We start from the raw sequence: 22,174 nt of genomic DNA, 5'->3' as shown, positions 1-22,174 counted from the left end.
CTTACACTTTTGTAAGATTGGGATATTTATTACTTTTTATTTCATTTCAAGAATGTCTAGCAACTTTATTTCCTGGGAAATTACAGTCTCAATACATCTGTGAATCTTTGTTCAGAATTGCTATCTAGTCTGTGTGTTATTAGAATTACCGTTAATTCTGGATTAGTTAATAGAAGTTCTTCTATTTTTTCTGCGTTATCCTTATCTAAATTAGACGTTATCTCATCTAACAGTACTACTCTTTTCTCTCTAATAATTCCACGAGCTAGGGCTATTCTTTGTTTTTGACCACCTGATAAATTCTTACCGCCTTCTACAAGCTCAGTATCTAAACCGTCCTCAAGACCTGCTAAAAATTCTCCTAATTCTACACTTTCTAAGGTAGCTTTGATTTTTTCATCAGTATATTCATCACCTAGCGTAATATTAAATCTTAGACTTTCTGTGAAAATGTAAGGTTCTTGCGGAATATATAGCATCTTATCATACAGGCTATACTTATTAAGATTCTCTAGTTCTTCTCCATTAAATTTAATTGAACCTTCGTAATTTTCTATTCTTCCAGTCAATAATTTTAATAATGTAGATTTTCCGCTACCACTTTCACCGACAATAGCGTACTTCCCATGTTTATTAAATGAATACGAAATATTTTTTAATATACTTTTTTCTTCATATTTATAAGAAACGTCTTCTAATTCTATAGTTTCAATTTCTTCATTTAATAATTTTTTACTTGTATCTTGTTCATTAATTGCCTTAGCCTCTTCTTTAAATTTCTCAAATTTCTCAAAGATTGGCACTACGATATTTAACTCTACCGTAATATTCATAATATTTCCTACAGAGTTGAAAATCGTTGAGGTTAGTGATTCTACCGTTAAAATAGATCCAAAACCAACAATATTTTTTAGCGCTAGTATTCCTGTTAGTAATACTACACCAACTTGTCCTACTAAGTTACCTAAACCACCTAGAACTCCAGCTAAACCGACACTTTTTCTTAGCGACACAGATTCTTTTAGTACTTCATTAGAAGAACTTTCTACAATTTTTTTCAAAATTCCTAATTTATTGAACGATAGTAAACTATCAAATCCCTGTAAGTAATTTGTATTTTTACTTATTAATTTTTCTAACGAACCTGAATATCTCTGAGCTTTATTCTGGATAGATTTTTGCGCAAGAGCTGGTAAAACTAATGTAAGAACACTCATTATTATCGAGAAGACAATAATCGACCAGTGGAATGCAAACAGTCCAACTATAGCTAAAAAAGTCTCTATTATCGCTGTAATACTTTGATAAAAATTACCAAATCCTTTTTCCTCAACAATCATCAAGTCATTACTAAGCCACGATATGTAGTCACCGCTATTTTTCTTATTGAAATTAGCATAGTTATTTTTAGAAATTGCATCGACTACATCACATCGAATGTCCGTTATCATTTTTTGCACCACATAGTTTTCATACGGAATTTTTATATAAAGAGAAACCAAATATAATAAAAACACTATACCGGCATAGGCTATATTATAGAAAAAGCCATCGGTATTTGACTTAATTAATTCGTTAAATCCATCCCCTATAAAATACGCAGCGACAACCTTACATGCTCCTCCAAAAATAATTAGTAAAAGTAACAAACTATTTTCTAAATATCTTTTCTTTAAATACTGCTTCATCTTTTCCCTCCTTACACCTTACTATTATTCTATCAAATAAAATAAACTTAAACAAGGTAGTTTTCAGATAATTTCTTTTATTAGTTAGAAAATAATTTTATATACATTATAATATATATCAAGTAGGTTTTTTAGGGTTTAGCTAATTTATAGCTAACTTACGCTCGGAGTCCGTCAATTTATATCTATGCACCTTAAATAAAAAAATCCCCTCAGAAGTTAAATCTATAATCTAACTCCAAAGAGGATTCTTTATTGCCTTGTTCTTTATCTAATCCCTCAATGTATCTTCTTTCGGGAATGTAATTTCTACTCTAGTTCCTTTTCCAACTGTTGAAGAAATTTCTATATGATGACCAAGTTTATCTAAAGTTTTTTTACATAAATACAAACCTAGACCACTTGATTTTTTTTCATATCTTCCATTAAATCCTGTAAAACCTTTTTCGAAAATTCGAGGTAAGTCTTCTTCTTTAATACCTATTCCTTTATCTTCTATAACAAGTTTGTTTTCAAATGTTTCAATAGTTATCTCGCCATTCGTGCTAGAATATTTCACACTATTACCTAATATTTGTTCAAAGGCAAAACTCAACCATTTTTTATCACTAATCACCATTGTTTCATGTGAAACATAGTTTAATTTTATCTTTTTGTTAATGAATAACGCTGCATATTTTTTTACAGTATCCTTCACAACTTCATCGAGATTAATCTTCGTTATAACATAATCCGACGACGTGCTATCTAATCTTATGTACGTTAAAACCATCTCAACATATCGTTCTATTTTAAACAGTTCTTGCTGTAAGATTTTTTGATCTACTTCTTCATTATCCAATAGAAAATTCATCGCAGCAATCGGCGTTTTTATCTGATGAACCCACATACTGTAGTAATCGACCATATCTGTATTTTTTTGTCGATTTTCCTGAGTTAATTTCTCCAACTCTTCATATAATTTCTCTATAATTTTATGATAATAGTCTATTCTAATATCCAAACTTTTCGGCAGAGCTTCTAGGTCATTTAGTATATTTTGCTCCAAGAAATTTAATTTCTTATAGCTTTCTTTATAATTAACAAAATCAGAAAAGCTAGCTATAAGCGCTGCTAAAAAACAAAAACTTCCTGTATAAATTAGCGCCTCAAGTGGTAAATTATACAAATAAAACATAATGAAAAATATTAGAATAAAAACTATAAATAAAATATATACTTTTATGTTTTTCTTTAAATAACTTTTTAATATTTCCATTAGACGATGTATCCTTTACCTTTTTTAGTCGTAATAAATTCATCTATTCCTATACTTTTTAACTTAGCTCTCAGCCTATTTATGTTAACCGATAGGGTGTTTTCATCGATGAAGTTATCACTTTGCCATAAAGCGGCTATTATATCTTCTCTAGAAACAATCTTTTCTCTATTTTCTAATAATATCGTCAAAATTTTACTTTCATTTTTTGTTAATGTTGCAATATTATCTTTGTATTTAATTTCATCTTTATTTATATCAAAAATAACTTCCTTATAAACAATTAGCGAATTACTACTATTAAAATTATAAACACGTCTTAATAGAGCTTCTATTTTAGCTTTTAATACTACTAGTTTAAAAGGTTTTTCTATAAAATCATCTGCACCAATATTCATAGCCATAACTATATTCATATCATCGCTAGCTGATGAAATAAATATAATAGGTACTTTAGATATTTTTCTTATTTCTTCACAAAAATAATATCCATCAAAATAGGGGAGATTTATATCCATTAACACTATGTCTGGCTTTTCTTCTACAAATTCAGTAATAACATTTTGAAAGTTACTTACTTCATATGTAGTGTACTGCCATTTATTAAGATAGCCAGCTATTGAGTTAGAAATTATCTCATCATCTTCTACTATCATTACTTTATACACGTTATCTCCTCCTTATTGTAAAACTTTAATAAAATTATACCATAAAATGTAAACAAACAGAAATTAATTCTTAAATTTATATAAAAGAGGAGTATTTTCCTTAAATATTAAAGTTATTTATAATTTTTATAATAAAATTAATTGACCTTAATATTTTATAATCGATATTTCTTATAGTTAACTGTTTTTATAAATAAAATTTAAATAATAAAATACTGATAGGGGAGGGGAGAGAGTCTAGAAGTAAAAAAGAGGAGGGAGGTTATTCATTATTTAGTAGTAAAATACGTATTAAAGAAATGAATATATAAAGTTTATTGTGATTTTTAAAGAAAAGGAAATAAATCTATGTAAAAAAAGAGGGGAATCACCTAAAAAAATGGTGGAAGAGAAGGGTATGTAAAAAAAAAGAAAAAAAAGGGAAGGGGAGTATACGAAAATAAGGTATTTTATTCTAAATTCACTCTACTTTCAGCATATATTCACTAAAAAAATATTTTAACTAGTTTTAATAACTTAAGAAATTATAGTTTATTTAATCAAACGATTTTTCTATTTAATTTGACAATTGAGGAATAAAATTCTATTATATATAGTAAAGATATTTAATATTTTAAGGTATTTTTTAATAAGAATTGAAATAATTTTTCACAAAAAGGAGTTTTATTATCATGATTAATATTGAAACTATAATGAAGTTATTACCTCACGGCTACCCTTTCTTATTGGTAGATAAAGTAATTAGTTATAAACCCGGCTCAATTGAATGTCGTAAAAATATAACGATAAACGAACCTTACTTCCAGGGTCATTTCCCTAAAAAACCTGTTGTACCAGGTGTTTTAATGATTGAAATGGCAGCACAATCTGCAGGTTTACTGTGTATTCTAGACTCTTTAGGAGTAGAAGAAGTGAATGAACAGACTGATTTTGAAACTGTCACAAATAATGTTGGTTATTTAGCTAGCGTTAAAAACTTTAAATTTAAAAGACTAGTAACAGCTGGGGATCAATTAAAGATTATATGTGAATTACAGTCTAGTTTACGTAGTCTTATAAGAGTAAATGCTGTGATTCAAGATGAAAATGGTAAAGAAGTTGCCTCAGGTGATATGTTAATAGCTAAAAGTTAGTTTTTTCACCCTATTAACTTAATTATTATCCTTTATACAGGTCTTTTTAGGATATTTCCCTAAAAAGACTTTTTTTATATACCCTCTTTTTTATAACTGAATATAAAAGAAGGTGATTAACTCTAAAGATAAATGTCGATACTGTTTTTATCATTATTTATCTTTTGTTAATCACCTTCCAAAAAGAGAAAACTCGCGAGGGTTAAGACGTGTTTATTATAAATATACAATACAAAAATAAACGGTTATTAAATTATCAGAAGTCGAGTCTTAACCCCGCACATACTCTATAAATATATATTTTTTTAAGGTTAATCGGTATTTAGTAATCTTATAAATGTTTCACGTAAAACATTTTTGTTTCTTCTGTATTAAATATTTTCTAATGCTAAACGTAAATCTTCGATTAAGTCATCTGCGTTTTCTAGACCGATTGATAATCTAATTTGCGCAGGAGTAATTCCTGTGTATTGTAATTCTTCTGGACTTAATTGACCGTGTGTAGTTGAAGCAGGGTGGATTGCTAAACTTTTCGCATCAGCTACATTCGCTAAGTTAGAGAATATTTCTAAACTATCAATTACTTTACGGGCTGCTTCTTCTCCACCAACTACATCGAATGAGAAGATTGAACCACTACCTTTAGGTAGGTATTTTTTAGCTAATTCATAGTATTTGTTTCCTTCTAATCCAGGGTAGTTGATTGATTCTACTTTAGGGTGTTTAGCTAAGAAGTCTAATACTTTCTTAGTATTTTCTACATGGCGTTCCACTCTTAGAGATAATGTTTCTAATCCTTGTAATAATAGGAACGCGTTGAATGGTGATAATGCTGCTCCTGTGTCACGTAATAATTGTGTTCTTACATTTGTGATAAACGCCGCAGCACCTACGTCTCTTGTATAACTTAAGTTGTGGTAACTTGGATCTTCATCTACTAATTGAGGGAATTTACCACTACCTTCCCAGTCGAATTTACCACTGTCTACGATAACACCACCAATTGATGTTCCGTGTCCACCGATGAATTTAGTCGCAGAGTGAACGATAATATCTACGCCATGGCTAAATGCATTGATTAAGTATGGACTAGCAAATGTGTTATCTACTACTAATGGAATTTTGTGTTTGTGAGCAATTTCAGCCCATTTTTCTAAATCTGCTACGTTTGCTAATGGATTTCCTAAAGTTTCTACAAATAATGCTTTAGTTTTATCTGTAATAGCTTGTTCAATTTCTTCAAAGTTGTCTGGATCAACAAAAGTTGCATCTACTCCATAACGAGGTAATGTAAGTTTTAATAGGTTGTAAGTTCCTCCATACACATTTTTAGAAGATACAATATGATCTCCAGCATGAGCTAATGTTAAGAATACATATGTAGTTGCAGCCATTCCTGAAGCTACAGCTAATGCTCCAACTCCACCTTCTAAAGCATTGATTCTTTCTTCAAAAACAGCCGTAGTAGGGTTTGTAATACGAGTATAAATATTCCCAGCTTTTCTTAATGCAAATGAATCTGCAGCATCTTGCATATCATCGAAAACGAATGATGTTGTTTGATAAATCGGTACAGCTCTTGCTTTTGTATCTCCAACTGTTTGTCCTGCGTGTAATTGTAATGTTTCAAAACTAAATTTTCTTGTCATAATATATTTCCTCTTTTCTACGTTTTGATAAGTTCTGTGTTTTAGATAATAAAAAAACACCCCTATTGCTTATGCAATAGAGGCGAGTATCTTAATTCGCGTTACCACTCTAGTTTATACTAACCTTACGATTAGTACCTTATTCAGTACATGTTTATACTGTGTGCTATATCGTGCAGCTCACGTGTTTACCTATTAGATAAACAAAACTCTAAGACCATTTTCAATTAATCTTCACCTTGTTACTTCACACCAAACAGCAACTCTCTGTTGTAGCTACGTATTAATCTACTTATCTTTTCAACGTTTGTGTATTAAATTTAACTAATTATACACCCGTTTTATATATTTGTCAATAACTTTTTTTTAAAAATTTAAAACGTTTTATTTTTCTTCTATAAGATGTTAAAAAGATGTTAAACAAAAAATCTTATAAAAATATTTTAATTTATTTATTATTTTAAAAATAAAAATCTAGTGAAAGTATTTATTTTAATTTAAGAAATGATTATTTTTTATTTTTTCGTGTGAAATTTAAAAATAAGGGCAAACTTACTGAAAAATAAAGAGAAAAAGAGTGAAGAAAAAGGGGGGATATAAATATCAAAAAAAAACAATATAAAACTAGAAAAAAAGGGTGAATATAAAATAAAGTGAATATATACCTGCACAAGGAGCGAAAAAATGAGAAGATAGCAGATAAAAGTTGCTTTAACTAGATATTGAAATATATTATTCCTACTCTAACACTTTCCTTCATTTCCTTTTATTTCTTTAATCATAAATTGCACCTCCTTTTCTCTAAAATACTATTTAATAAGCTTCTTTCCAACTACATACATTTTGTCCCTTCTTCATAAACCTCTTTTCCCTTTTTTACATTCTCTGTCTCTCCATCGATTAATTTACACATCTTTTCCTCTTTTTTATGATATAATAACAGTAATAACACTCATATTACTATATGATTATTCTAGGAGGTTTATATGGAATTTACTAAAACAAATAATGGTTTCGTTAAATATGATGAACAGGGTAGAGTAATTGCTGAAATTACTTATTCTACTACTAGCAATCCTAATGTAGTTGTTGCTGATCACACTTTTGTCGATTCATCACTTCGTGGTCAAGGTGTAGCAGGGAAACTGTTAGACGCGCTTGTTAAAGATATGGCTGAGCAAAACAAAAAAATTATCGCAACTTGCTCTTATGTCGTTAAAAAATTCCAAGAAGATTCTTCTTTCGATTTTATTAACGCTGAAAAATAGTTTTTTAAAAGCAGGAAATTGATTTTTTCAATTTCCTGCTTTTCTTTTCTATAACATTAACTGATATTATTATTTTTATATTTTGTCTTTATTTTACATTCTAGAGATGTTTACGTAATATTGTTTAATAATATTATTATTTTAGTATTCTACAATATGTAATTGCCCTTTGTCGTATTCTGCTAGGAATATTTTAGAGGTGTCTTCATATCCCATTTCTAATAAAGTATCTTTTAGCCAGTCTTCTGTTTTATCCATTGATTCTAATGTGTTAATTTGAATGTTACCATCTGTGATTATTGGATACTTAGGATTCTCATCGTCTTCTAATACTATGATTAATTGTCCATTTTGTTCTAACACTGCTCTTTTAACTTTTTTAATACTATATACTCCCTGACTTCTTAGTTTGAACGCTAAATCATGAGCAGTCAAACCACTCTTTCTTGTAGCTTCTACATCTATTTTTCCATTTTTCACCACAGTAATCGGTTCTCCATCTACTATTTTTTTGAAGAACATATTGTTTGTTTTCAACCATTTTTGAATAAGTACTAAAATAACCCATATTAATAAGATATTTATATACTGTAGGATTGAGATTGCTGGATTATAGATCACACCACCAATAATCCCCCCAAGTACGTAGTTTTGCACTTGATCACTTGCTGAAGATGGTGCTAAATTACCTTTACCAGAAACATTAATTACGAACACTAATGATATTAATCCAAGTGCTAATTTAATTGCTATATCAACGTATGAAAGTTGCATTATTTTTTCACCTCCACTTTTTCTACTACTGGATTTACTAAATCAATTTTTTCTAATAGATAATCATCTTTTTTACCACTACTTATTACTCTATAATATGTATCATCAATTTTTACGAATGAATTCTCTATTGATGCTTCACTATTAATATAGATACGTGTTTTTTCTATATTTAAATGCTTCGCTATTTTTTCAATAAATTGTACCGAACTCCTATATTGATTTGAAGAAATAGCTTTGTCTTGATAATTTCCTATACCTATGGTTACTGCTAATATTGTTCCTAATACAAGTATTATTGATAACTCTCTATATTTTGTGTCTTGTTTATTCTTATAATATTTAACTAAACTGAACAACAATACTAAAAGTAGTAATCCTACTATTACAATTCCTACTATATTATTTTGTTCTATTTTACTTTGTAAGTATTCGTAAGAATAAAATTTCATCGTTTTTCCTCCTTGTATATTGTTTCATGTGAAACTAGATTGTAGTTTTTAAAACTTTTGTTTCACATGAAACATTGCTCTTTATCTTACTTCTAATTCGTAAGCAACTCTTTCTTTATCATCTAAAATATTTTTCATAGTTAATTTTATAATACCTTTTTCTTCAAATCCAAATCGACTTAAAAATTTTCTCATTATTTTATTATCTATATGCGTATCTATTCTCAAAAATTTTATTTTTTGAGACTTAGCAAAAAGATAAATAGCTTGCATAAATTCTCGAGCGATTCCTTGATGACGAGATTTTTTAGCCGTAGCTAAACGATGAATAGCTAAATAACTAAAATTTTCTGACCAAAAAGTAGGGAAGTTTTCATAATCTGCATCAAAAATAGTGAGCATAGCTGTAGCAACTATCTCACCCGATTTATCGTATATGTATGATATTTCTTCGTTGATATCATTAATAATCGTATCTCGACTAGGTGCACCATGTTGCCACTGATTCACACCTTGTTCTTTTAAAAACTCCCTACCATCTTCTATTATCTTCATTACAACTTCTAATTCATCTTTTTTCGTTGTTCTTAACATAGTTTCACCTATTTTATTCTAATTAGTTTTTCTTGATATCTATGCTCTTTATCGCGTAGTAGTGTTCTTATTACCTGCATAGTTTTTTCCATCGCTTCTATAGCGGAAAATTCCCATATCAGCGTAGCTTCCATAAGTAGTTCGAAGGCATCTTTAAATCCCCCAGGTCTATCTGCGCCTCTGGCATCCCCTATAAATAATGCATTATTTAAAGATACTTCATCAATTACTATGTTTTCAGGTGTATGTCCAACTAATCTATGCAATACATCTGCTAAATATGGATCTATTATATCTTTTTCCATCAAATAATCGATATATTCAGATTCTGATTCAAAAATTGGTAACTGTATATCTCTTTCTACTAAATAATTTCGTCCGTATGTTTCTCTAACAATATCTATTTTTCCTAGTTCATCGAATTTTATATAATCAATAGAATATTGTGAATCACAATCATTTACGTCTTCTATATAGAATTTTGGTCCCATAAATTACCTCTTTTCTAAAAAATTAATAACGGATGCAACCTAATATTATAGTTTATTCTAATTAAGTCGCCTCCGTTCATTTTATATGATATTTTTTAAATTGTTGTTTTCATTCTTTAATATTTATAAAGTACCAGCTTACAATATTAAACTTGAATCTGGTTCATTAAAAATACACGTCATGATTTACCATAACGCATATTTTATTTTACAACAAATTGTCTTTTAATACAAGCTCAACAGGACAATGATCACTACCAAATATTTCATTGTGAATCGCCGCACTTTCTAAGTACTTTTCTAAGTCACGACTTACTAAGAAGTAATCAATTCTCCATCCTGCATTGTTTTTACGTGCATTAAAGCGATAACTCCACCAAGAGTATGCACCTGTTAAATCTGGATTATAATATCTAAATGTATCGATAAACCCTGCATCTAATAACTTCGTGAATTTTTCTCTTTCTTCTTGTGTGAATCCTGCATTTTTCGTATTTGATTTTGGATTTTTTAAATCTATTTCTGTGTGAGCAACATTTAAATCTCCACAAACAACTATACCTTTAGTTTTGTTTAATTCTAATAAATAATTTTTAAAATCTTCTTCCCAACTCATACGGTATTCTAATCTCTTAAGCTCACTACCTGAGTTCGGTGTATACACTGTAATAAAGAAGAATTTATCATATTCTAATGTAATTACACGACCTTCTGTATCATGTTCTTCGATTCCTATACCATATGTTACATTTATCGGCTCGTGTTTAGTATATATTGCAGTTCCTGAGTACCCTTTACGCTCAGCATAATTAAAATAGCTATAATATCCATTGAATTGTAGGTCTAATTGGCCTGCTTGCATCTTCGTTTCTTGTAAACAAAAGAAATCAGCATCTAATTTCTTAAAATCTTCTTCAAAATTTTTACCAACAATCGCTCTAAGACCATTGACATTAAAACTTATACATTTCATTTCGTTCTCCTTTTTATTTTATGTTTCATGTGAAACATTTTATTTTCCTAAACAGAATCTACTGAATAATTCATTTATCAGTTCATCACCTGAGTTTTCTCCGATAACTTCTCCTAATAGATTGAATGTATTCGTATAGTCTATTAACACCATGTCTACTTCTAATCCTAATTCAGCCGCACCGATAGCATCGTTTAAACTAGCTAATGCACGTTGAATAAGATTGATTTGACGTGTATTTGATAAATATGTCGCATCTTTTGGACGAGCAGCTCCACCGAAGAATAGGTCTCTTATATTTTTCTCTAATTCATCTATCCCTTTATATGTTGTCATAGATGTTTTAATGATAGGGTGGTTATATGCTAATTTTTCAACTTCTGCAATATCAATTTTTGTCTCTAAATCTAGCTTATTTAATATTACAATAGTTGTTTTGCCTTCTGTTAGTTTTAATAACTCTTTATCGTCTTCTGTTAATTCTTCGCTACTATTTAATAAGAATAATACTAAATCCGCTTTTTCTAGAGCTTCTTTACTGCGTTTAACACCTATTTGTTCTACGATATCGTCTGTTTCACGAATACCTGCTGTATCGATTAATTTAATAGGTACTCCTTTAATATTCACATACTCTTCTAGAACGTCACGAGTTGTTCCTGCAATATCAGTTACGATAGCTTTATTTTCTTGCAGCAGGTTATTTAAAAGCGAACTCTTTCCAACGTTTGGTCGTCCAATAATCGCTGTATTTATTCCTTCTTTAATTATTTTCCCTTGTTTTGATGTCTCTAATAGACTTTCTAAACTATTTCTAATACTTGTTGATTTTTCAAGAATAGTTTTTGTCGTTTCTATTTCTAGGTCATCGTATTCAGGATAATCAATATTTACCTCAACAACTGTTAAGATATCTAAAATTTCAGTTCGCAAGCGTTTAATAAGCGTTGATAAGCGTCCTTGCATTTGATTATTAGCTATTTGACTAGCCTCATCTGTTTTACTCTTAATAAAGTCGATTACAGCTTCTGCTTGCGTTAAATCGATACGACCATTTAAGAAGGCACGTTTTGTAAATTCTCCTGGCTCAGCCATTCTAGCACCGTGTTCTAAGCAAAGTGCCAGTACTTTTTGAATCGTTACAATACCACCGTGACAGTTAATTTCTATAACGTCTTCTGTAGTGTACGTACGAGGACCTACCATTTTTACAAGCATAATTTCCTCGATTTTTTCATTCGTAGTTGGATCAACTACATTTCCATAATTTATAGTGTGACTAGCTAGACTTTCTACAGTTTTTCCTTTTGGTAGTCTTACTATTTTTTCGGCAATGCTAAATGCTTCGTCACCACTAAGTCTAACAATACCTATAGCTCCTTCTCCTAGAGCTGTCGATATAGCACAAATTGTTTCACTCATTGTTCAAACTCCTTTAAAATTTTTATATTAATAAAAAATTCATATCTTATTTATTATACACTATTCCTTTGAAATTTTCTCTATATACGACCGAACTATATACTGCTAACTATTAACTACTTGAAATCAAATTTCAACGTTAAAAAATAAGTAGCCTGGATAAATCTCCAAACTACTCATTTTTATTATTTATTGAAAAGGGATTGCCCCCCAAAAGACTTAAATTTTAACAAAGTGTATATGAGAACTCATAGACGCAGTGGTTTATTGATATCTAAAATCGCTTTATAAAAGCTTTTTAGATATCTAATAAACTGTGCGGGGGTGACTCGACAAAATCGATTTCTACGAAATCACGATTTTTGAGTCACTCCCTCTTCATTCATAATTTCAATTTCTGAAATAGCGAATTCTAAATCATCTAAATCATATTCTTTCGGTAGTACTCCACATGCTCCGTTAGCGAATGCCTGTCTTTTGTACACAGGTACATGTCCAACACTACTGCAGATAAGTACCTTCGCCCCAGGAAATTTCGTACAAATTTCTTTAGTTGCTTCTAAGCCATCCATTATCGGCATGCAAATATCCATTGTTACGAAATCTGGTTTTATTCTTCTATACATTCGCACAGCTTGTTCTCCATTTTCTGCAAAATAATACTCATATCCTGCACGACTAACAACTTCCGCACCACGGCTTCTATAATAAGAACTATCATCAACTATTAATACTGTCTTCATTAGACCTCCTATTTAGCTGTAATAACTAAATATCTATGTGGCTCTTCACCACGTGATTCTGTTTCAACGTTTTTAATACCTGTTAAAGCATTGTGGATAATTTTTCTTTCAATACTTGTCATAGGTTCTAATTCAACTGGTTTTCCAATTTTCTTAGATTTCTTAGCTAAGTTTAATGCTAAGTCTTCTAATGTTTTCTTACGATTTTCTCTATAATCGTCACAGTCTACTTCTATTCTGAAGTAGTGTGAGCTGAATTTTTTAGCGAAGTTATTAACTAAAAACTGTAAACTATTTAAAGTTATACCACGTTTCCCGATAATTAGGCTAGTATTTTCTTCTGTTTTAATATTTAAAGTGAAGTGACGGTTTCCATCTTCTCTAAAATCAACAGTAACATCAGGATATCCCATCGCAATAACGATATTTTGTAGGTAACTTACGATACGGTCTTGATTTTTTACGATATAATCTTCTCTTTTAGCTTTTTTAACCGGCTCTTCTGCTGTTTCTGCTTCTTCAATTTCAACAACAGTTTCTTCTTCAACTATTTCTGTTTTTTCAACACGAGCTTCTTGTTCAACTACTTTTTCTACTGAAACTTCTTCTGTTTTTTCAGTTGTTTCCTCAACCTCAACAACTTTTTCTTCTTTTTTCTCTACTTCAATAACTTTAGCAACAGCTTCATCTTTATTATATTCTTCATCTAATGGAATTAATTTTACCTTTGCTTCTTTTTTGAATAATCCGAAGATACCTGTACTACCACCTTCGATTACTTCAATTTTCACTGCATCTTCTGATAAAGCTAGGTCTTTTAACCCCTTTTTAATAGCCTCATCTACAGTAGCTCCAATATAATAATATTCTTTTTCCATTCTTAACTCCTCTTCGCTTTCATAAGTTTTGATCTTTTTAAAACATGATCGATGCTACTACCAAATTCTAAAAACGGTAATTCTTTAGCACCAGGTCTTGCAATCACTATTATATCATAGTTTTTTACATATTCTTTTCTTGTTTTAAAAGTTTCTCGTATATATCTTTTTATTTTATTACGTTCGAAGGCTTTTCCTAATTTTTTACTTACAGAAATTCCTAAACGCATGTGGTCTAAATTATTTTTTTGATAATAAATAACAAACTGTCTATTCGCAAAAGATTGTTTTTTTCTTATAATATTATCAAAATCTTGACTTCTTTTTACTCTATATTCTTTTTTCATTTTAAAACCTTTCTTAACACTAATATTTTAACAGTTTATTTACTTTTTTACAACTATCTTTCATATTTTTTAGGACTGACTAATAAAAAAAGGGTACCACTTTCGTGATACCCTCAGTGCAAACATTAAGCTGAAAGAACTTTTCTTCCTTTAGCTCTACGTCTTGCTAATACATTTCTTCCGTTTTTAGTGCTCATTCTAGCTCTAAATCCGTGTACTTTTGAATGTTTTCTTTTATTTGGTTGATACGTACGTTTCATTTTGTCCTCCTCGAGTTTTCTTTAACTTAGATAGATGTAATAACTGAATTAGTTTAACATATCTGAAATAATTTATCAAGCAAAAACCTTATTTTTTCAAAAAAATATTTTCTTAAAGAAAAATATTCTAAATGACAGTCTTTTTAGCACTATTTATGAGTAATATTTCTTTTAACCTATTAATATAAATCCCCCTTAATGTACAAAAAAAATAATATAGTTGTTAATAATCACTTAAAAACTATAAAAAAATATTTAAGTATATTTCCTACTAACTTTTCCACAGTTGTTAAATAGTTATCCACAATTTTTTGTGAATAACTTAAATAACTTTAAAATCTCAATTTTACTTTCTTATTAGTTTTTCACAGATTTATAACGTTATTAACAATTTCACATTTAAAAGTTTTCCACAGTTGTTAATTGTGTGTGAAAAACTTATAAACTATATTTATATCAATGTTGCTCTTTGTGAAAAACTTATTGATATTTTATTCTTCCTTCTTTTATTTCTTTACTTTTTAACATATTCACAGCTTTTTCCTAGTATATTATTCACATAGTTAAAAACTTCTGTTAACAACTTGTTAATAACTATCATTTTATTTTATTAACAGTTTATGCTATAATTATTTATATATTTTTTTAAGGAGGTATTTCATTGAGTAATTCTAATTTCTTATGGGAAATAATTCTTCGCGAACTAAAAAGTACTGTAGATCCTCATGTATTTGATACATGGTTTTCTAGTGCTTCTATCGATAATGTCGATTTTATGAAAAAATCTATCGTTATTACTAGTAAAGAAGCTCTTATTTCTCAATTTATTCAAAGTGCTTATGATCAAAAATTAAAAGAAATACTAAAGAAAAATACTGGATTTGATTTCAATATAGAATATACTTCCCTTGATAATGGTCTTCCTCTAATTACTCCTCATGTTGAAGATGAAAAACCAGCAGCAGAAAACTTAATTAGACAGAATTTCCTTCAAGGTGACAAACCTTCTGGAGCTCAACATTTTTATCAAAAACAAACTTTCCCTCTAGAAGATTATAAAAAACCTGAACCAAATAAGAATATTATAGCAAGTAAGAAAAACCCTACTCTTAATAAAAACTATACATTTGAAAACTTTGTAGTAGGAGAAGGGAATGCTTTTACACATAATATAGCTTGGAACGTGGCTGTTTCTCCTGGTGGAATATACAATCCGCTATTTATATACGGAGGGGTTGGACTTGGAAAAACTCACTTACTTCACGCTATTGGTAATGAAATGGAAGCTAATTTCCCTGATTTTAAAATAGAGTGTATATCTTCTGAGAAATTCTTAAATGAGTTTCTTGCTTCTATTAAACCGATGAAAGACAAGAACAATTATACTAATGCGGATGAAGACTTTAGAAGAAAATACCGTGATGTAGATGCTCTTTTAATCGATGATATTCAATTTTTATCAGGGAAAACAGAAACACAAAACGCATTTTTCCATACATTTAATGAACTACAAATGAATCAAAAACAGATCGTTCTTATAAGTGATCGCTCTCCATCTCAACTTAATGATTTGGAAGATAGATTGGTTACTAGATTCAGTCAGGGGATAACTGCAGATATTACACCACCTGACTTCGAAACTCGTATGGCTATTATTAAATTTAAATGCGAACAGTTCGATATTAAACTAGATGAAGAAACACTTACTTATATTTCTAGCAATGTCTCTTCTAATATAAGAGAGCTTGAAGGTGTGCTTAAACGCATTAAGTTCACAGCAACTTCTAAACATGAACAACCTTCACTTAGTATTGCCGAGGAAATACTAAAAAGTGCTAAAACTTCACCAAGAAAAAATATCTCACCTGATAATATCATTAATGTATGTGCTGATTTCTATAAAATCAAGGTTGATGATATATTATCTTCTTCTCGTAAAAAGGAAGTCGTTCAGGTTAGAAATATTGCTATCTATCTATGTAGGGAACTTACTACTTTATCATTCCCTTCTATAGGAGATTGCTTCAATAAAGATCATACTTCTATTCTTTATTCATTTAATAAGATTGCAAAACTTAGCAAAGATGAAAATCCTGAAATTTTTGAAGATATAGAAGTGATAAAAGAACGTTTAGGAAAAATCTAGAAGCCTGTTAAATTCTACTATAGATATTCAAAACTTTGTTAACAAGTTATTAACAAGTAAAAAATCAATATTTTTGAGCTATCTTTAGTTTTCCACAGTTTTTACAGGCCTTATTATTATTATTATTTTATTAAATATATATTATATATAAGGAGAAAAAATGAAATTTACTATAACTAAATCAAATTTTCTTGATGGATTAAATCATGTATCAAGAGTAATAGCACCTAATTCTCTTTTTGAAATTTTAAAAGGTATAAAAATAGAATTAGAAAAAGATCAACTTATATTAAAAGCAAGTGATTCTTTAGTATCTGTTGAATATTCAATAAATAGTTATGAAGATGACAAAGAAATTATAACTATTGAAGAAGAAGGTCAAGTAGTATTACCATCTCGTAATTTTATAGAAATTATTAGAAAAGCACCTACTGATTTAATAGAAATTGAAACAATAGAAAATAACATATTAGTTAAATCAGGAAAAAGTGAATTTAACGTAAAAGGATATGATGCAAATGATTATCCAGAATTCCCAGTTATTTCTAAAGAAAATAGTCTTAAATTAGAAGCTAATATCTTTAATGATATTATTAAAGAAACAGTATTCTGTACAGCTCCTAATGATCAAAGACCAATTTTAGAGGGAGTTAACTTCTCATTAAGTAACAAAATTTTAACAGCGACTGCTACAGACTCATATCGTCTAAGTAGAAGACAAGTTACACTTAATGATGAAGATAGTAATAAAGAGTTTAATTTAATTATTCCTAGAAAAGCTCTAACTTACTTCCAAAGAATGATAGAAAATGGAAAAGATCAAGTAGAAATTTTCTATGAAAATAATAGAATAGTTCTTTATTACCAAAATGTAGTTTATACAGTATTACTAATTAGCGGGAATTATCCAAATACTAATAAACTTATTCCTACTGTTTTTGAATGTACATTTGTAGCTAATAGTAGAGAATTCTTTAATGCTGTAGATAGGGTTGCATTAATGAGTAGAGAAGATAAAGATGATATTATTAAATTAGTAGTTACTGATAATCTATTAGAAGTTTCTTCTCAATCAAAAGATTTAGGAAGTGCTGTAGAAGAATTAAAAGTTTCTTCTACGTTAGAAGATGATAAATTTGAAATTTCTGTATCTGGTAAATATTTAAAAGACGCGGTATCTGCTGTTGCAGCTGAAGAAATTATCGTTAAGTTCTCTGGAGAATTAACAGCGTTTATTATTCAACCAAGTGATTACCACAGAGAAATTATCGAATTAATTTTACCAGTAAGAACTTACTAATAATATATAAAAATTAGATTTAAACATAAAAATGTAGTTATTTATTAGATATTCAACAAGTTTTTTAACAACTTTTTGGATATCTAATAAACTGTGTAGGGGAGATTTTACATAATAAGGGAAAGGTGCTGACATAAAAGTACTAAATTTCTGAAAAGTTTATATGAGAAATCATAAATATATTAGTTTATTGATATCTAATAAACTTTACAGGGAAATTCGATAAAATTATATTTCTAAAATATCGATTTTAAATTAATCCCAAACTCTTAATAGTAAAATCACTCCTTTTTCTATGTTAACTAAGGAGGAACAATGACAAAAAAATCGAATAGTATATTAATTATACTTGGTGTTATCTTTTTAAGTCTTATATTAAGAACACCTATAACATCAGTTGGGGCAATATTAGGTCCATTAAAATCTATATTAGATATAAATAATACAGTGGCAGGATTTATTACAACAATCCCATTAATTGCTTTTGCAATTTTTAGTCCTATGGTAGCAAAACTTTCAAACAAAGCTGGATTAGAAAAAACATTATTATTAGCTGTTGTTACAATAAGTATCGGATTAGCGTTAAGATTTTACATTAATACGTATGTATTCTTTCTTACGACATTTATAATTGGAGTAGGAATAACTGTAGGTAATGTACTATTACCAGGATTAGTAAAAAAATACTATCCAGAAAAATTAGGACTTATGACAGGTTTTTATGCAGTTGTTATGAATGTAGGAGCTGCAGTTGCGGCTGGTATTAGCTACCCAATCTTAAGTACAAATATCGGTGGAGAAAAATTCTCAACAGGTCTTGCTGTTAATATTTGGTTAGTAATAGCTGTAATTAATATTTTTGTATACACAGCAATGTCGAAAAATAGCCGTGTAAGTGAAGTGAAAGATAGTCATGAGAAAGTACATGGATATTTTAAACATTCGAAAGTGTGGACTATTATGCTAAGTATGGGGCTGCAATCAGCACTATTTTATTGTAGTGTTTCTTGGTTTTCAGAAATAATGATTAGTAAAGGTTTCACGCCAGAAACTGCAGGATTATTATTATCAATAAGCCAATTTGCACAATTTCCATCAACATTTATCGTACCGATTTTAGCAGATAAACTACATAATAAACTAATTATTCCTGTAATTATTACTATAGGATACTTAGTATCATTAGTAGGAATGTTATATACAAGTGGAAATTTCGCAACAATGTTAATCTTTATTATTATCTTTGCCTTAGCTGGAGGAGGATCATTCTCTTATGTAATGTATCTATTCTCTGCTAAATCAAGAAATGAAAGAGAAGCGGCTGATATTTCAGGGTTAGCTCAATCAGGAGGATATTTATTAGCTGCAGTATTCCCACCATTATTAGGATACATTAGAGATATTTCAGATTGGAATAAAGGATTATATGTATTAATTTTAACTGCTGCGGTATTATTAGTGACACTAGTACACTGTAGTTCAAAAGGGAATATAATAGAAAAATAACTTAAGAAAGAGGTTCAAAAATGATTTGAGCCTCTTTTATCTATGAAAATGAATAGAGAAATATAGAATATAAGAAGAAAAACGTAAAACTGTAATATTACAGAGTAGAAAAATAATAGTAAATAACTAATACACTTAAATGTAACATAAATACAGAAAATTAAATATAAATAGTACAAGTAGAAAAATAAAGAAAATAAATAAAATTTTTTTAAAAAATTTAACCTTAAAAAATGTACTAATTGTAATAAAATTAGAAAATTATCTTGTACTAAAAGTATATGCATAAACAAAGACAATAAAAGGAAAACGCTTTAATTTTCGCAGATAAAACACTATAAAAATTTCAAAAAATATATGAAAATTTGTTTAGATTAATAACAAGATAGCATAAATAAAGGCAATAAAAACACTTTCTTTTTTTCCAATAGTGTGATATAATTCTAAGGGAAATGAGATATTCGTACTTTAATAAGAGTTGTTATAGTATTTTATCCCATAAAAATAAAATAGTAAAAATAATTACTTAAAAAATATCTAAAACTATATATATATTAATGGAGGTTTTCTTATGAAAGCGAAAAATAGAAAAGTTGTTTTAATAGGAGCAGGAATGGTAGGGATGAGCTTTGCTTATCAATTATATTCAAGCGGACTTTGTGAAGAACTAGGATTAATCGACTTCTTCGCTGAAAAAGCTGAAGGTGAAGCAATGGACCTTAACCACGGTGGAGCTTTAGTACCACCTATTAAAGTAACTTCAGGTGGATATGAACAATGTGCTGATGCAGACGTTATCGTAATCGCTGGAGGTCTTCCACAAAAACCAGGTGAAACTCGTCTTGACCTAGTTGACAAAAACATTAAAGTTGTTAAAGACATGTCAGAACAAATCGTTGCTTCTGGATTCGATGGAGTTATCGTTATTGCATCTAACCCAGTAGACGTATTAACTAACGCTTTACAAAAATTCACTGGATTCCCAAGAAACAGAATCGTTGGATCTGGTACAACTCTTGACTCTTCAAGATTCCGTTACATCTTAGGAGACAAATTAGGATTAGCACCAAGCAGTGTTCGTGGATATATCATTGGGGAACACGGAGACACTCAACTTGCTGCATGGAGTAACGTAAATGTTTACGGAAAACAATTCGATAAATTCTTAGAAACTTCTAAATACACTAAAGAAGATTTCGCTGATGTAGAAGAAAAAGTTATGCGTGCTGCATACGAAGTAATCAACCGTAAACGTGCTACTTACTATGCAATCGGACTTGCATTATTCACAATCGTTAAAGCTATATTACGTGACGAAAACGTTGAGCTTGCAGTAAGTGGATACTGTGATGGACACTACGGAATCGACGGATTATATATCGGAACTCCAGCTATCGTTGGACGCGAAGGTGTTCGTGAAGTAGTAGAATTAGACTTAACTGAAGAAGAAACAGCTAAAATGCAACACTCTGCTAAAGTATTAAAAGAAACTTTAGAAAAAGCATACGCATCTTTAGAAGCATAATTTAAAGAAAATTATAGGAGAGTTAGATTCTAATCTTAAATTTTTAAGGAGAATTTAACTCTTCTTTTTTTTATTATTTCAATAAAATGAATATTAATATTAAAGGGAAGTAAACGTTTTTTGAAAATAAATAAATATAGAAAAAAATGTTTTCAAATACTAGACTTATAGAAAAAAATTTGGTACAATATATACGGATGAAAAGGTTTTTAAAGTTATCAAAGAAATTTAAAATAAAAAAGTAGAGGAGAAAAACTATGACAATAACGATATATGACGTAGCAAAAGAAGCAAAAGTATCGATGGCGACAGTTTCAAGGGTTGTTAATAATAATCCAAATGTAAAAGAAGATACAAGACTACGTGTACAAGAGGTTATCAAAAAATTAAGATATACACCTAACGCTGTTGCCAGAGGACTAGCTAGTAAAAAAACAACAACTATTGGTATAGTATTACCAGATATTGCAGATTTATCTTCTGCAGAAATAGTTAGTGGTATAGAATCAGTAGCTAATATGTATAAATATAACATTATTTTAGCAAACTCATGTGATGATAAAGAAATTGAAAAAAATATCTTCGCTTCATTTGTAAGTAAACAAGTAGATGGAATTATTTACTTAGGTCATTCACTATCAGATAGTTCAAAAAATTACTTACAAGATATTCAAATACCAGTAGTTTTAGCAGGTAACCTAGGAACAGATTCTGATTTCTATGCAGTAAACATTGATTATGAAAAAGCAGCATACGATGTAACGAAAGAATTTTTAGCAAAAGGATCTAAAAAAATTTCATTAGTAATAGATAAATACGAAAGCCAAAAAACTCAAAGACTGATAAAAGGATACAAAGATGCCCTTGCTTCAGAAAAAGTAGAGTTTAAACCACAAAACATAATTGATGGATATAGAACATATAAAGAAAGTAATAAACTATATAAAGCATTAAGTAATATCGATTCAGAAGTAGTAATTACTATGTTTGATGAAGTAGCACTAGCTATAATGCAACAAGCACTAGATTTAGGTATAAGTATTCCAGGTGATTTACAAATCCTTTCATTAGAGAATACAAAACTAATAAATATGACAAG

At 29.2% G+C, this 22,174-nt stretch carries 21 protein-coding genes and 1 other annotated feature (1 of these 22 running past the window's edge); of the genes, 7 read left to right on the top strand and 14 right to left on the bottom strand.

Annotated elements, in window-relative coordinates; genetic code table 11:
- Positions 1 to 80 precede the first annotated feature (80 nt).
- The 3 genes from FOC48_RS08465 to FOC48_RS08455 all read right to left on the bottom strand — a co-directional run bounded on the left by FOC48_RS08465 (position 81) and on the right by FOC48_RS08455 (position 3,614).
- Positions 81 to 1,688, bottom strand: a complete 1,608-nt coding sequence (locus tag FOC48_RS08465) for an ATP-binding cassette domain-containing protein (protein ID WP_003147440.1) — start codon at positions 1,686 to 1,688, stop codon at positions 81 to 83.
- A gap of 271 nt (positions 1,689 to 1,959) precedes the next feature.
- Positions 1,960 to 2,865: a sensor histidine kinase gene (locus tag FOC48_RS08460; RefSeq protein ID WP_254263176.1), complete on the bottom strand. Its 906-nt coding sequence runs from the start codon at positions 2,863 to 2,865 to the stop codon at positions 1,960 to 1,962.
- An 80-nt stretch (positions 2,866 to 2,945) separates the two neighbouring features.
- A complete protein-coding gene (locus FOC48_RS08455) occupies positions 2,946 to 3,614 on the bottom strand; it encodes a response regulator transcription factor (protein WP_003147437.1) in 669 nt (222 codons plus the stop codon).
- Between the two features lie 671 nt (positions 3,615 to 4,285).
- Here FOC48_RS08455 and fabZ point away from each other — a divergent pair.
- On the top strand, positions 4,286 to 4,747 hold the full coding sequence (gene fabZ, locus FOC48_RS08450) for a 3-hydroxyacyl-ACP dehydratase FabZ (protein WP_003147436.1): 462 nt from the start codon (positions 4,286 to 4,288) through the stop codon (positions 4,745 to 4,747).
- 371 nt (positions 4,748 to 5,118) lie between these two features.
- On the opposite strand, the gene FOC48_RS08445 is transcribed toward fabZ, so the two are convergent.
- Positions 5,119 to 6,396: an O-acetylhomoserine aminocarboxypropyltransferase/cysteine synthase family protein gene (locus FOC48_RS08445; RefSeq protein ID WP_003147435.1), complete on the bottom strand. Its 1,278-nt coding sequence runs from the start codon at positions 6,394 to 6,396 to the stop codon at positions 5,119 to 5,121.
- Between the two features lie 75 nt (positions 6,397 to 6,471).
- Positions 6,472 to 6,709: a binding site (T-box leader), on the bottom strand.
- Positions 6,710 to 7,382: 673 nt separating this feature from the next.
- On the opposite strand from FOC48_RS08445, the gene FOC48_RS08440 reads away from it, so the two are divergent.
- Positions 7,383 to 7,664 carry a GNAT family N-acetyltransferase gene (locus FOC48_RS08440; RefSeq protein WP_003147433.1) on the top strand — a complete coding sequence of 94 codons (282 nt, stop codon included), beginning with the start codon at positions 7,383 to 7,385 and terminating at the stop codon, positions 7,662 to 7,664.
- Between the two features lie 141 nt (positions 7,665 to 7,805).
- Here FOC48_RS08440 and FOC48_RS08435 read toward each other — a convergent pair whose 3' ends face one another.
- From FOC48_RS08435 to rpmH, 10 genes are all read right to left on the bottom strand, one after another.
- On the bottom strand, positions 7,806 to 8,438 hold the full coding sequence (locus tag FOC48_RS08435) for a DUF421 domain-containing protein (RefSeq protein WP_003147432.1): 633 nt from the start codon (positions 8,436 to 8,438) through the stop codon (positions 7,806 to 7,808).
- The gene (locus FOC48_RS08430; RefSeq protein ID WP_003147431.1) at positions 8,438 to 8,890 is read right to left on the bottom strand and encodes a DUF3290 family protein; all 453 of its coding nucleotides are present in this window, start codon (positions 8,888 to 8,890) and stop codon (positions 8,438 to 8,440) included. Before FOC48_RS08430 ends, FOC48_RS08435 begins: the two co-directional genes overlap by 1 nt.
- An 81-nt stretch (positions 8,891 to 8,971) precedes the next feature.
- Positions 8,972 to 9,484: a GNAT family N-acetyltransferase gene (locus tag FOC48_RS08425; protein WP_003147430.1), complete on the bottom strand. Its 513-nt coding sequence runs from the start codon at positions 9,482 to 9,484 to the stop codon at positions 8,972 to 8,974.
- A gap of 8 nt (positions 9,485 to 9,492) precedes the next feature.
- Entirely contained in the window at positions 9,493 to 9,975 is a 483-nt protein-coding gene (locus FOC48_RS08420; protein ID WP_003147429.1) for a hypothetical protein, read from the bottom strand.
- A 208-nt stretch (positions 9,976 to 10,183) separates the two neighbouring features.
- Positions 10,184 to 10,948: an exodeoxyribonuclease III gene (locus FOC48_RS08415; RefSeq protein WP_003147427.1), complete on the bottom strand. Its 765-nt coding sequence runs from the start codon at positions 10,946 to 10,948 to the stop codon at positions 10,184 to 10,186.
- A 39-nt stretch (positions 10,949 to 10,987) separates the two neighbouring features.
- Complete coding sequence (gene mnmE, locus FOC48_RS08410) at positions 10,988 to 12,370, bottom strand: tRNA uridine-5-carboxymethylaminomethyl(34) synthesis GTPase MnmE (protein ID WP_003147426.1); 1,383 nt, start codon at positions 12,368 to 12,370, stop codon at positions 10,988 to 10,990.
- 353 nt (positions 12,371 to 12,723) lie between these two features.
- Positions 12,724 to 13,113 carry a response regulator gene (locus tag FOC48_RS08405; RefSeq protein ID WP_003147425.1) on the bottom strand — a complete coding sequence of 130 codons (390 nt, stop codon included), beginning with the start codon at positions 13,111 to 13,113 and terminating at the stop codon, positions 12,724 to 12,726.
- 8 nt (positions 13,114 to 13,121) lie between these two features.
- On the bottom strand, positions 13,122 to 13,991 hold the full coding sequence (jag, locus tag FOC48_RS08400; RefSeq protein WP_003147424.1) for an RNA-binding cell elongation regulator Jag/EloR: 870 nt from the start codon (positions 13,989 to 13,991) through the stop codon (positions 13,122 to 13,124).
- Positions 13,992 to 13,993: 2 nt separating this feature from the next.
- Complete coding sequence (gene rnpA / locus FOC48_RS08395; protein ID WP_003147423.1) at positions 13,994 to 14,338, bottom strand: ribonuclease P protein component; 345 nt, start codon at positions 14,336 to 14,338, stop codon at positions 13,994 to 13,996.
- Positions 14,339 to 14,463: 125 nt separating this feature from the next.
- The gene (gene rpmH, locus FOC48_RS08390) at positions 14,464 to 14,598 is read right to left on the bottom strand and encodes a 50S ribosomal protein L34 (RefSeq protein WP_003144116.1); all 135 of its coding nucleotides are present in this window, start codon (positions 14,596 to 14,598) and stop codon (positions 14,464 to 14,466) included.
- Between the two features lie 661 nt (positions 14,599 to 15,259).
- On the opposite strand from rpmH, the gene dnaA reads away from it, so the two are divergent.
- The 5 genes from dnaA to FOC48_RS08365 form a co-directional block, all read left to right on the top strand.
- Positions 15,260 to 16,744, top strand: coding sequence for a chromosomal replication initiator protein DnaA (gene dnaA / locus FOC48_RS08385; RefSeq protein ID WP_003147422.1), 1,485 nt, complete (start codon positions 15,260 to 15,262; stop codon positions 16,742 to 16,744).
- A gap of 160 nt (positions 16,745 to 16,904) precedes the next feature.
- Positions 16,905 to 18,044 (top strand): DNA polymerase III subunit beta, encoded by a 1,140-nt coding sequence (gene dnaN / locus FOC48_RS08380; protein ID WP_003147421.1) that lies wholly within the window; start codon positions 16,905 to 16,907, stop codon positions 18,042 to 18,044.
- A 315-nt stretch (positions 18,045 to 18,359) separates the two neighbouring features.
- The gene (locus FOC48_RS08375) at positions 18,360 to 19,550 is read left to right on the top strand and encodes a CynX/NimT family MFS transporter (protein WP_003147420.1); all 1,191 of its coding nucleotides are present in this window, start codon (positions 18,360 to 18,362) and stop codon (positions 19,548 to 19,550) included.
- Between the two features lie 571 nt (positions 19,551 to 20,121).
- Positions 20,122 to 21,075 carry an L-lactate dehydrogenase gene (locus tag FOC48_RS08370; protein WP_003147419.1) on the top strand — a complete coding sequence of 318 codons (954 nt, stop codon included), beginning with the start codon at positions 20,122 to 20,124 and terminating at the stop codon, positions 21,073 to 21,075.
- Between the two features lie 257 nt (positions 21,076 to 21,332).
- Positions 21,333 to 22,174: the 5' portion of a LacI family DNA-binding transcriptional regulator gene (locus FOC48_RS08365; protein ID WP_003147418.1), read on the top strand. 199 nt of this gene lie beyond the right edge of the window; the window shows 842 of its 1,041 coding nt (coding positions 1–842); it begins with the start codon at positions 21,333 to 21,335; its stop codon lies off the right edge, out of view.

The organism is Gemella haemolysans, from assembly GCF_012273215.1.
Classification (GTDB): Bacteria; Bacillota; Bacilli; order Staphylococcales; family Gemellaceae; genus Gemella; species Gemella haemolysans_A.
The sequence above is the reverse complement of the archived record's forward strand: the minus strand, read 5'-3'. Positions and strand labels throughout refer to the sequence as shown.